The organism is Nocardia sp. NPDC003726 (assembly GCF_053586955.1).
Genome location: NZ_JBSFNF010000053.1, coordinates 1 through 11700 on the forward strand (window position 1 = coordinate 1; position 11700 = coordinate 11700).

Annotated in this window: 11 protein-coding genes; 4 read left to right on the forward strand and 7 right to left on the reverse strand. The window is 68.2% G+C overall.

Features of this window, described 5'->3' with window-relative positions:
- Window positions 1-116: 116 nt before the first annotated feature.
- Window positions 117-2552: a transglycosylase domain-containing protein gene (locus tag ACWDMM_RS33530; RefSeq protein WP_449941529.1), complete on the reverse strand. Its 2436-nt coding sequence runs from the start codon at window positions 2550-2552 to the stop codon at window positions 117-119.
- Window positions 2553-2996: 444 nt separating this feature from the next.
- Window positions 2997-3416 carry a DUF5318 domain-containing protein gene (locus ACWDMM_RS33535; protein WP_063016743.1) on the reverse strand — a complete coding sequence of 140 codons (420 nt, stop codon included), beginning with the start codon at window positions 3414-3416 and terminating at the stop codon, window positions 2997-2999.
- Between the two features lie 112 nt (window positions 3417-3528).
- Here ACWDMM_RS33535 and ACWDMM_RS33540 point away from each other — a divergent pair, with 112 nt between their 5' ends.
- The 4 genes from ACWDMM_RS33540 (at window position 3529) to ACWDMM_RS33555 (ending at window position 7197) form a co-directional block, all read left to right on the forward strand.
- Window positions 3529-4635: a DUF1707 SHOCT-like domain-containing protein gene (locus ACWDMM_RS33540; RefSeq protein ID WP_449941534.1), complete on the forward strand. Its 1107-nt coding sequence runs from the start codon at window positions 3529-3531 to the stop codon at window positions 4633-4635.
- A 4-nt stretch (window positions 4636-4639) separates the two neighbouring features.
- Window positions 4640-5434: a DUF1707 SHOCT-like domain-containing protein gene (locus tag ACWDMM_RS33545; RefSeq protein WP_449941537.1), complete on the forward strand. Its 795-nt coding sequence runs from the start codon at window positions 4640-4642 to the stop codon at window positions 5432-5434.
- Window positions 5435-5546: 112 nt separating this feature from the next.
- Window positions 5547-6104 carry a PadR family transcriptional regulator gene (locus tag ACWDMM_RS33550; protein ID WP_195081020.1) on the forward strand — a complete coding sequence of 186 codons (558 nt, stop codon included), beginning with the start codon at window positions 5547-5549 and terminating at the stop codon, window positions 6102-6104.
- The gene (locus ACWDMM_RS33555; RefSeq protein WP_449941540.1) at window positions 6097-7197 is read left to right on the forward strand and encodes an inositol-3-phosphate synthase; all 1101 of its coding nucleotides are present in this window, start codon (window positions 6097-6099) and stop codon (window positions 7195-7197) included. The genes ACWDMM_RS33550 and ACWDMM_RS33555 overlap by 8 nt, the downstream gene beginning before the upstream one ends.
- A 60-nt stretch (window positions 7198-7257) precedes the next feature.
- Here the strand turns inward: ACWDMM_RS33555 and ACWDMM_RS33560 are convergent, their stop codons facing one another.
- From ACWDMM_RS33560 to ACWDMM_RS33580, 5 genes are all read right to left on the reverse strand, one after another.
- On the reverse strand, window positions 7258-7527 hold the full coding sequence (locus ACWDMM_RS33560) for a type II toxin-antitoxin system RelE family toxin (RefSeq protein ID WP_357111114.1): 270 nt from the start codon (window positions 7525-7527) through the stop codon (window positions 7258-7260).
- Complete coding sequence (locus ACWDMM_RS33565) at window positions 7524-7781, reverse strand: type II toxin-antitoxin system Phd/YefM family antitoxin (protein WP_195081017.1); 258 nt, start codon at window positions 7779-7781, stop codon at window positions 7524-7526. The genes ACWDMM_RS33560 and ACWDMM_RS33565 overlap by 4 nt, the downstream gene beginning before the upstream one ends.
- Before the next feature lie 43 nt (window positions 7782-7824).
- Window positions 7825-8250 carry a GyrI-like domain-containing protein gene (locus ACWDMM_RS33570; RefSeq protein WP_067796076.1) on the reverse strand — a complete coding sequence of 142 codons (426 nt, stop codon included), beginning with the start codon at window positions 8248-8250 and terminating at the stop codon, window positions 7825-7827.
- A 10-nt stretch (window positions 8251-8260) separates the two neighbouring features.
- Window positions 8261-8719, reverse strand: a complete 459-nt coding sequence (locus ACWDMM_RS33575) for a GyrI-like domain-containing protein (protein ID WP_067796079.1) — start codon at window positions 8717-8719, stop codon at window positions 8261-8263.
- A gap of 251 nt (window positions 8720-8970) precedes the next feature.
- Window positions 8971-11226: a transglycosylase domain-containing protein gene (locus ACWDMM_RS33580; protein WP_195081016.1), complete on the reverse strand. Its 2256-nt coding sequence runs from the start codon at window positions 11224-11226 to the stop codon at window positions 8971-8973.
- Window positions 11227-11700 lie beyond the last annotated feature (474 nt).

Below are 11700 nucleotides of genomic sequence, written 5' to 3' on the forward strand. Positions count from 1 at the left end.
CGCCCTCTTGCGCTCTGTTGCGTATTTTCCTGCCCTCTACGGTGGTCCTCTGCCCGTCCTGGTAGGGGGCGGGGCGCGCGGGGGGCTCGTCCGGCCCCCCCCCGACTCTTCATCGACTATCTGCTGCGTGTCGACGGTGTTCCGTTCGAGTTCTCGTCTTGACCGGAACTGTCACTGCGTTGGTTGCCAGGGCGTGGTGCACCGGTAGACGATGGCGATGAGCCATCCGTCGGTGCGACCGGCTGGCCGGGCAGCGGGCCCGATTCCGACTGACGCTGCTGCTGCGGCCGTTGCTGCTGCGGAGCGGGTTGAACGCCGGGAACGGGGATCGTGATGCCGGGCAGGATCTCGACCTGGGTCGGCGCGACCACCACCGGGGGCAGCAACGGCGACTCGACGGTGGACGGCGGGGTGTACGGTGCCGACCATTCCGGGACGCCGGCCTGTCCCTTGATCGGGGCCGGCTTCGGGAAGTTCTCGTTCGGAGTGCCCTTCAGGGCCCCGTCCATCGTGGCCTTCCAGATGTCGGAGGGCAGGCCGGACCCATAGATCATGCCGCCACTGGCGTTGCGCAGACGGTCACCTTGCTCGGTTCCGACCCACACCGCGGTCGACAGCGACGGGGTGTAACCGACCATCCAGGCGTCCCGGTTCTCGCCGGTATCCCCGAGCTGGGCGGTTCCGGTCTTGGACGCCGACTCCCGGCCGCCGGCCAAGCCGTGGTTGCGCGAATAGGCGGCGATGGGCTTCATCGCGGCGGTGACATTGTCGGCCACCGCGGCGGAGACGCGCTGCTCACCGGCTACTTCGCCACGGTCGAGCAGGACCTGGCCGTCGGCGGTCACGACCTTCGACACGAAGTGCGGCGCGTGGTAGACGCCGGAGGCGGCCAGCGTCGCGTAGATGGAGGCCATGTCCAGCGGGCGCGCTTGGTACTGGCCGAGCACGATGCCGTTGTTGGGCCCGGAGCCGTCCGCTTCGGTGAGCGTCTTGCCGACCCCAGGGATGGTCTCCGGCATGCCCAGTTTGTACGCCATATCGGCGATCTTGCGCGGGCCGTTCTGCATGTCCAGCTCCATCCGGTAGAAGCTGGTGTTCAGCGACCGCTTCAGCGCCTCGGCGATGGTGCACATGCCGCACTGTTCGCCTTCGACGTTGGAGATCTTGATGCCGTTCACGGTCAGCGGCGAGCTGTCGTACATCTGCGACAGCGGGATGCCCAGCTCCAGGTTCGCGGCCAGGCCGACGACCTTGAACGAGGAACCCGTCATCAGACCCGCGTTCGCGAAGTCGTAGCCCTGGCCGTCGCTGCCGCCGTAGTAGGCGCGAACCGCACCGGTGCGCGGGTCGACCGAGACCACGGCGGTGCGCAGATTCTCCGGCTCACCGTCCATGTTCTTGTTCACCGCGTCGACCGCCGCCTGCTGGGCCTTCGGGTCGATCGTCGTGGTGATCTGCAGGCCTGCGGTGTTCAGCTGCTGTTCGCTGATGCCCGCCGCGCCGAGTTCCTTGAGCACCTGGGTCTTGATCAAGCCCTCGGGGCCGGAGTCCTGCTCCTTGTCCCTGGTCGAGGCGAGGGGGACGACCTGCGGGTACTGCAGGCCCTGCCGCTCGGCCGCGCTCAGGTTGCCGCCGGAGACCATGCCGTCGAGCACGTAGTTCCAGCGGGTTCGCGCGCCCTCGGGGTTCTTCTCCGGGTCCAGGCTGGACGGCAGCTGGATGGTGGCGGCGAGCACCGCGCCCTCGGCGACGGTGAGCTCCTGCACCGGCTTGCCGAAGTACGCCTTGGCCGCCGCGTCGATGCCGTACGCGCCGCGACCGAAGTAGATGGTGTTCAGGTACGCGGCGAGGATCTCGTCCTTGCTCCACTGCCGCGCCATCTTGGCCGAGATGACCAGCTCGTGCATCTTGCGGGTCAGCGAGTGCTCGTCACCGACCAGCGCGTTCTTCACGTACTGCTGGGTGATCGTCGAGCCACCGCCCGCGCTCTCCTTGCCGAGGATGTTGTCCCTGGCCGCGCGCGCGAAGCCGGAGATCGAGAAGCCGGGGTTGGTGTAGAAGTCGCGGTCCTCGGCGGCCATCACGGCGTTGCGCACGTGCGGCGGGATCTGGTCGATGGTGACGTCGGTCCGGTTGCCTTCCGGAGGAACCACTTTGCTGAGCACCGTGGTGCCGTCGGAGGCGAGGATGGTCGCCACCTGGTTGGTCTTCAGGTCGCCCGGCTGCGGCACCGACACCGTGGTGTACGCGGCCAGGAAGATGCCGCTGGGCAGCAGAATGGCCAGCGCGATCAAGACGTAGAGGGTGCGGCGCACGATCCGCCAGGGGAACTTCTTCTGCTGCGCGGGCTGCCGCCTTCCTGGCCCGTCGGAGCCGCCGCTGCCGCCACGGCGCGGCGGCGGGCCCGACGGTGGGCCTCCCGCGGCCTGCCTGCGTTCGCCGGTGCTCGGTCCGCTGCCGGGCGTGCGACGCCCTTCGCGGTCCACCGCCGGGCGCGCGCCGGTGACCGGACGCGGGCCCGTGGCGGGGCCGCGCCGGTTGCGCTCGTTCACCGCATCGCTCAGCGAGCCTGGCCGCTGGATCCGCTGGGTCGCCTGCGGGGCGGAAGCGCCGCCCGGCGCGCGGTTCGGCTGCGGGGGGCGGCCCGGCTGGGGCGGACGGCCACCCTGTGGAGGACGCCCGTTCGGCGGGGGAACAGGACGGCGCGGCGGCTGGGGGCCGCGTGGTTCGCCAGGGATGGGGCGGCCACCGGGCGGCGGGCCGGGACGGGCGCCGGGGGGCGGGCCGGGACGGGGATTCTGGTACGGGTTGGGACTTGGACGTGAACTCTGCGGAGGACGACCGCCATGTGGCTCATCGCCGTAGGGCTCGTAGGGCGAATTCACTGACAAGATCTCCATAACTCGTAGCGGTCCAGGTGGCAATCAGCGGTAGTCGTCACCGTGGCGGGCGCATGCCGGCTCCGCGAGTCACCCGCCGGGGACGACCCAGGCATTTCATTCGGCGGCGGTGCGCCGGTTCGCGCGTGTCCCGGTGCGGCGGCGCGGCGGTGCCGGCGCGGAACCGAGGACATAGGACTGCACCAGATGATTCCAGCTGCAGGTCCGGCATACCTCGACGACATGAACCGAGAATTCTTCGCGCGTCTCGGCGAGGCGCGCAAGCTCCTCGGGTGTGCGAGCCGATCCGGCGACCGGCCCGAGGCCGTCGCCGAAGACCCAGGATACGAGGGTCAGCTGTTCCTTCCGGCAGATGGGGCAGGTGACCTCGCTCCCCCGGCCATGGAACTTCGCCGCACGCAAGAGATAAGGATTCGCATCACACACCTCGGCGACATCGACCCGGCCCGCATAGACGTCAGCCAGCAGCGACCGGCGCCGCAGGGCGTAGTCGACAACTTGCCGCTGAATTCGCACGAGAACCAGAGTAGCGGTGTCTGAATCGGGCTGCCCCGGGCTGATGCGGATTGACCGGTCCCGGACGGGCCGATCCAGCGCGTCGCGCCGCTGTCCGGACTACGATCCGTCTGTGTCCACCGCAGCATCCGGGCGCACGCGAGCGCGTGATCTCGACCGCGCCGCCGCGTCCGGTCTTCTGGACGCCGCCTACGCCGAGGGCCAGCTCGGCGCCGACGAGTACCACGACCGGATCGCGCAGGCGGCGGCGGCGAAGACGCTCGGCGAACTGGCCGCGCTCACCGCCGATCTGCAAGCCCCGTCCGCCGCGCGCGGGTTCGCCGCGCAGCGCCCGTCGGTCACGCGAAAAGTGTTGCGCCGCTCCGGATCCGGCGGAAGTTATCCCGGTCACACCAGGGCGCGCGATGCCGATCGCGCCACTACGCGCGAACTGCTCGACGCCGCCCGCGCCGACGGACAGTTGTCGGCGGAAGAGCACGAGGCCCTCACCGAACTCGCCGCGGAAGCCCGCACGCTGGGAGATCTGGACGACCTGATCGCGGATCTCCAGCGGCCCCACGGCGTCGCCCCCGCGCCGCGACCGCCGCGTTCGCGTCGGCGTCGGTGGTATCGGGCGGCGGTCGCCGTGGCCGCGGTGCTGGCCGCCTGTGGCGGATTTCTCGCGGTCACCCGGGAAGCGGAGCCGCGATCCGCGGCGCAAGCCCCTCCGGTGGAACTGGGGGCGGTGCAGCCGGTGGTGGTCGCGACGCCGAGTCTGGTCACCACCGAGGGAATCGCCACGTTTCTGCGCAACTACCAGCGGAAATTCGGTGATCTCCAGGTCGATGAGCTGACCATGCACGACGACCTCGCCTTGCTCGCCCGTGCGGTGCCAGGTCAGCCGAACCGGAAGATCGAGTACGACTACCGCGGGGGTTTCCGGCAGTCCCGTGACATCGCCACGCGCAAGGTCGATACCCCATCGGTCGATCTGAGCGCACTGAACATCGAGGCGATCGGCCGCGCCCTCGCCGATGCTCCCGCCACCACCCGAGTTCCAGGCGGCGTCGTGTCGCATTTCAAGGTGAGCGTGAACGACAGCAGTTCGTACGCTGGGTACGGCGTTCCCGCCGGTCAGCCGGTCATCGAGGTCCACGTGAGCAACTCCGTCCAAGAGAGCGGCCATTTCGTGATGACCTCGGCGGGCGAGGTGCGGCGCGTGTGGCCGTTCAAGGGATGAGGCGATGGTGACGACCCGATACAGCGACATCCGTGCCCGCGATACCGACCGCGCCGACGTCTGCGGGCTGCTGGATGCCGCGCTGGCCGACGGACAGCTGACCGCCGACGAACACGCCGCGCGGACCGCCCGTGCGATGCGCGCGAAGTCCTTCGGCCAGCTCGACGCGTTGATCGGTGACCTGCAGATCCCCGATGAGCTGGCGAACGCCCCTGTGGTCCGGATGGACCGGCGGCGTCCGCGCCGCTGGCTGGCTCCGCTGTCGGTGGTCGTCGTCGCCTTGGTGGCGGGTGCCATGGTCGGGGGGATCAGCCGTTGCGGCGTCGATCTTCCCGGGTTCTCGCAGGACGTTCCGGACCTGACCACCGGTGCCGGGCTGGCCTACTTCCTCGCGGAGTACCGGGCCGAATTCGGTGATATGAGCGCCGACCAGGTCACATTGCACCCACGGCATGCCAGCGTGGACCGGCAGAAGCCCGGCAGCGCGTCCGAGACCGCCGACTATTACTACAACGGTGACTTCCGAGCCTCGCGGACATCGGATCGCCGAGCACGGGAGCGCAGCTTCGACCTCGGCGCGATCGACGTGCCTGCCGTCGCCGGCCTGCTGGCCGGTGCGCCACAAACGATGCGCGCCCCGGACGGCGCGGTCACCCACATCATCGTGAATTTCGGCTCCAACGGCCCGGTCGACCTGGGGCCGGTACTGCAGATCTACGTCAAGGGCCAAGGCGGCTCGTCCGGATACCTGACGGCCACTTTCGCGGGCGAGCCGCTCGCGGTCTTCCTACCCTCCTGACCTCGCCCGTCGCCCGCACAAGGCCGACGACTGTGCACAGATGTATCGCTCCGATATAGTGGAAAGTCGCATCCATCGGTTAGGTCTGAACACAGTCAGGGGGTGAAGCCCGGTGCTCGAGCTGGCAATCCTCGGGCTGCTCCTGGAAGCGCCCATGCACGGGTACGAGCTGCGCAAGCGGTTGACCGGCCTGCTCGGGGCGTTTCGTGCCTTCTCCTACGGATCGCTCTACCCGACGCTGCGCCGCATGCAGGCGGACGGGTTGATCGCCGAGGAGATACCCGCGGGCGCGGCGACCCGCCGTGCTCGGCGGGTCTACCAGCTGACTCCGGCCGGGCGGGAGCGGTTCAGCGAGCTGCTCGCCGACACCGGACCGCAGAACTACACCGACGACGGCTTCGGCGTTCATCTGGCTTTCTTCAGCCGCACTCCCGCGGAAGCGCGGATGCGGATCCTGGAGGGCAGGCGGCGTCAGGTCGAGGAGCGCCGAGAGGGGCTCCGGGAGGCGATCAAGAGGGCCAGCGGGTCGCTGGATCGCTACACCCGGCAGCTCCATCAACTCGGACTCGAATCAAGCGAGCGCGAAGTGCGCTGGCTCAACGAGTTGATTGCGGCGGAGCAATCGACGAAGGCGGCACCACAGAAAGAGGGAAATATCGGCCATGAGTGACGTCAAGAAGGCTGACAACGCCACAGAGGTTCGCGTCGCCATCGTGGGTGTGGGCAACTGCGCCTCCTCGCTGGTCCAGGGCGTGCAGTACTACAAGGACGCGGACGAGTCCTCGACCGTCCCCGGTCTGATGCACGTGCGGTTCGGTCCGTACCACGTTCGCGACGTCAAGTTCGTCGCCGCGTTCGACGTGGACGCGAAGAAGGTCGGCTTCGACCTGGCCGAGGCGATCTTCGCCAGCGAGAACAACACGATCAAGATCTCCGACGTGCCGCCGAGCGATGTCGTCGTGCAGCGCGGGCCGACCCTCGACGGCATCGGCAAGTACTACGCGCAGACCATCGAGCTGTCCGAGGCCGAGCCGGTCGACGTGGTGCAGGTGCTGAAGGACAACAAGGTCGACGTGCTGGTGTCCTACCTGCCGGTGGGCTCGGAGGAGGCCGACAAGTTCTACGCGCAGTGCGCCATCGACGCGGGCGTGGCGTTCGTCAACGCGCTGCCGGTGTTCATCGCCTCCGACCCGGGCTGGGCGGAGAAGTTCACCAAGGCCGGTGTCCCGATCGTCGGTGACGACATCAAGAGCCAGGTCGGCGCCACCATCACCCACCGCGTGATGGCCAAGCTGTTCGAGGATCGCGGCGTGCAGCTCGACCGCACCATGCAGCTCAACGTCGGCGGCAACATGGACTTCAAGAACATGCTCGAGCGCGAGCGTCTGGAGTCGAAGAAGATCTCCAAGACCCAGGCCGTCACCAGCAACCTGAAGAAGGAGCTCGGCGCCAACGACGTGCACATCGGCCCGTCCGATCACGTGGGCTGGCTCGACGACCGCAAGTGGGCCTACGTCCGCTTGGAGGGTCGCGCCTTCGGCGACGTGCCGCTGAACCTGGAGTACAAGCTCGAGGTGTGGGACTCGCCGAACTCCGCGGGCATCATCATCGACGCGGTGCGCGCGGCGAAGATCGCCAAGGACCGCGGCATCGGCGGACCGGTCATCCCGGCCTCGGCCTACCTGATGAAGTCCCCGCCGCAGCAGCTCGCCGACGACATCGCGCGCGCCCAGCTGGAAGCCTTCATCATCGGCGCGGAGTAGGCACCGCACCGGCACGAGGTCGGCCGACGGCGAAAGCCCTCGGCCGACCTGCTTCGGCGACTACAGCCCCCGGTAGACGTCTTTGCGCCAGCCGATCTTCACAACGAGGATCACCAGCACGCCGTTGTCCACCCTATACGCGACCCGGTATCTGCCGACGCGCAGACGGAACAGGTCGTGGTGACCGGACAACTTCTTCACGTCCAAACCCGGAGCGTACGGGTCGTCGCCCAGCGCCGTCAGGGCCGTGAGGATCCGCATCGCATCCGGTCGCTCGATTGCCCGGAGTTCCCGGCGCGCCGAGTCCAGGAATCGGAAGCGATACTTCACTTCGCGTCGTCTTCGAAGAGGTCGGCGAGCACCTCAGCCATGGTGAAGGTCGGCTCGTCGGTCGCCAGCCTCGCCTCTGCTTCGCGGGCCAGGATCTCGTCCTCGGCCGCGTCGAATGCCTCCACCATGGACAGCGGTACCAGGGCCGCGGCGGGCGCACCGTCTCGCAAGATGATCACCTGCTCACCGGCTTCCGCTTCGCGGATGTGCGCGGCCAAGTTGGCACGAAGCTCCCGAATGCTGATCTCCGACATACCGAAAGCGTACACGCGAACGTGTACACAATCGGCTGTCATGTCAGTCCAGCGAGACGTAGACCTCCACCGACGCCGGGCCGGTGTAGCGCTCCACCTCGGCGGTGTGGGAGCGGGTGATGGTTCCCGCGTTCTCTGCCTTCGCCACCTGCGCCCAGGCGGTGCGTAGCAGGTCGTAGGGCTTGTCGGCGACGACGAACTTGGCGTAGCGGCCCTGCGGGATGATGGTGAGCACGTCGCCGGGGTCCAGCTGGTCCATCCCGCCGATCTCGTAGCCGAGCACGGCGACGGCGTGATCGTTCTGGCCGATGTAGGCCGCCACGCGCGGCACGTTCTTCTCCCGCGCCAGATAGCGATCCCAGGTGAAGTTCACCAGGTCGAGGTCACGCGCGGTCACCTCGCGGCCGGCCAGCGGGACGGTCAGGCCCGCGACCATGCTCTGGGGCAGAGTGACGATCTCGAAGTCCACTGTCTTGTTCCTACCCGTTGCCCTGATCGTCTGCCACCGCCACGAAAACTTCCACCGTCCGTGCGTCGGGATAGTGTTCCCAGTCGCCGGTATACGCGCGTACGAGCCGCCCCGCGGCCTCCGCGTCCCACACCGCTCGCCAGATGCTCACGATGGTGTCGCCGAGATCGTCCCCACTGGCGATGAACCGGGCGAAACGCCCGGCGGGCACGCGGGCGAGCACGTCTCCGGGTTCCAGGTCGGCCAAGCTGTGGCAGCGGTAGCCGACGATATGGGTCAGGTACGAATTGATCTCCGGCGCGTGGTCGACATATGCCGTGGTCGGCGGTCCGGGCAGCTTGCGGGCCAGGTTGCGCTTCCACGCCTCTTCGACTTTCGCGCGGCGCGGTCCTTCGACCGCGAGCGCGGGGCTGCGAAGCACTGTTCCCGCCACCAGCGTCTCGGGTTGGTCAACGACATTGAAATCCACCGGCGTAGCCCCTATGTCTCGTCTGTCCTCAATCGGCGTCGGTCCCGGTGCCCTCCGTGGTGACGCAGGCTACCGCCTCCGGGCCCTTCGCTCGCGCCGCGCTGTCGTCGCTCGGGCGCATATCCTTCCGCATCGTTTTCGCGGTTTCGGCGTCGGCCCGTTCCGACGCACTCGCTGTTCGCTCTCACTCTGGCAAACGATGCTGCCATGTCATGCGTTCCGCCGGGCCACGGAAGGTCACAGCATCATCGCTATCCAGGAACCGGAATGCTCAGGCCCGGGAAAATCTCGACCTCCCTGGGCGGTTGCGGGCTGGGCGGGATGATGACGACCGGTTCGCGATGCGATGACGGCTGCGGTGGATTCAGGATGTCATAGGGACCGCCGGAGGGCGGCTTGCTCGGATTCGGCCGGCCCGGGGCCTGCGTTCCCGGGAACTGCTCGATGGGCATGCCGTCGAGTGCGTCGTCCATGACCTGTTTCCAGATGTCGGCGGGCAGGCCCGAGCCGTAGATGTCGGCTCCGCGCGCGGTGCGGATCGGTTGGGGCTGATCGGTGCCGATCCACACCGCCGTCGACAGCGACGGCGTGAAACCGATCATCCACGCGTCCTTGTTCCGGTCGCTGCCGAACTGCGTGGTACCGGTCTTGGCGGCCGAGGGACGGTTGTCCTTCAGCGCGTGCCCGTTGGAGTAGGCCGCGATCGGCAGCATCGCCTCGACGGTGTTCTCCGCGATCGTCTTGGCGATGCGCTGCTGACCCGACGGCGGCTGTTCGCCGACCTTGTGCTCGCCGCGATCCAGCAGCACCCGCCCGTCACCGGTCACCACGCGCTGGACGAAATACGGCTGGTGGTAGACGCCCGAAGCGCCGATCGTGGCATAGGCCGAGGCCATGTCGATCGGGCGAACCGAATACTGTCCCAGGACGATCCCGTTCAGCGGTTTCCCGCCGTCCTCGGTGAGGGTCTTGCCCGCGACGCCGGGAAGCTCCTCCGGGATGCCCGCCGCGTGCGCCGCGTCCGCGATGGCCTGAGGGCCGTCGGACATCGTCATGGTCAGCCGGTAGAAGCTGGTGTTCAGCGAGCGTTTGAGCGCCTCGGCAATGGTGCACTTGCCGCACGACTCGCCGTCCACGTTGGTGATGCGGGTGCCGCGGTCGGTCACCGGGGAACTGTCCAGCACGCGGGTCAGGGGGATGGCCTGCTGTTGCGCGGCGATCGCCGCGAAGATCTTGAACGCCGAGCCGGTCTGCAACGGCGCCTGGGCGAAGTCGAAGCCGATGCCGTCGTAGCCGCCGAAGTACGCGCGCACCGCGCCGGAGCGCGGGTCGATCGACACCACCGCGGCGCGCAGTTCCTGCGGCTGCCCGCCGAGCCGGTCGCGCACCGCGCCGAGCACCGCCTGCTGCGCCTTGGCGTCGATGGTCGTGGTGATCTGCAGCGCGCCCTTGTTCAAATCGCGTTCGCTGATGCCGGAGTCACGCAGCTCGCGCACCACCTGGTTGCGGATAAGGCCCTCAGGGCCGCGAGCCACGTTCTCGTCCGGGATCTGGGTGAGCGGGATGATCGGCGGAAAGACGGTCGCGTCCCGATCGCCCGGCGCGAGCGCGCCCATCTCGACCATTCCGTCGAGCACGTACCGCCAGCGCGCCTTCAGGTCCGCCAGGTGGGTTTCCGGGTCCAGGATCGATGGCGTCCGGATCAGCGCCGCGAGCACCGCGCCCTCGGCGAGGGTCAGCTGATTCACCTGTTTGTCGAAGTAGACCTTGGCCGCGGCGCCGATGCCGTACGACCCGCGGCCGTAGTAGATGGTGTTGAGGTAGGCGGCGAGGATGTCGTCTTTGCTCCACTGCCGCGCCATCTTCGCCGCGATGATCAGCTCGCGCATCTTGCGGGTGACCGTGCGTTCGGAGCCGAGGAAGGCGTTCTTGACGTACTGCTGGGTGATGGTGGAGCCGCCGCCCGCGTTGTCCTTTCCGAGCAGGTTGTCCCGCGCGGCGCGCAGGAAGCCGGACGTCGAATAGCCGGGGTTGGTGTAGAAATTGCGGTCCTCCGCCGACAGCACCGCGTCGCGCACCGGGCGCGGCACATCGGACAACGGCACCGGCGTCCGATTCCCGTCCGGCGGGACGATTCTCGCGAGCACGGTGCTGCCGTCGGCGGCGAGCACGGTCGCGATCTGGTTCGTCTGCACCGCATTCGGATCCGGGATCTCGGCGCTCCAATACGCCAGCACGGACACCAGCGCGGGCACCACGCCGAAGAGGATGAACAACGCCAGCAGCAGGCGGCGGATACGCTCGGCCCGGCTACGTGGGGGACGATCCGGCTGGGCGGGGCGCGGTACGGGCGGTCGCGATTTCCGGCGGGCCGCCTCGCGTTCGCGCCGCGTCCGCGTGTTCGGCCGCTCCCGCCAGCCCGCGATCGAGGCATACGGCGCGGTCGGAGGAGCCCCCTTGGCGCCACGCCTGCGTTCACGCGGTCTGCGGAACGAGCTCACGATCATCTCCTCCCGGAGCGTCGGACGAACTCACCTGCACGAACGTACGGAAAAGAGCGTCGAACGCAGAGTTTACCGCCTCCATCCACCACCGGCTTTCCACTTCCCGAGCAGTTGACACCCCATGTGCAGTCCGGGAACAGGCGCGTGCAGGTCCGGTGACTAATCGAAGGTCAGCACATTCGGGCTCGCCTCACAACCGCAGTGTCCGTCCTGGTGCCAAGGGCAGTCGTAGAAGCCCGCGACGTGCGGCCAACCTCTGGCCGTCCGACTTCACGCGTCGAGACCCCAACTTTGCTACGGAATCCTGGCGAAACCGTCCATCTGTAGCCTTCCCGACAACGTCACCACACCACCTCGACTACGGGTTTCGAGCGAAGCGAGACCGAGCCTGTTCCGTTCGCGGCCCGGCTCGCGTTTGCGCGGCCGCCGCGTACGCGACGAAGGAGCAAGCGGCGGTCGCGCAAACGCGAGCCATGA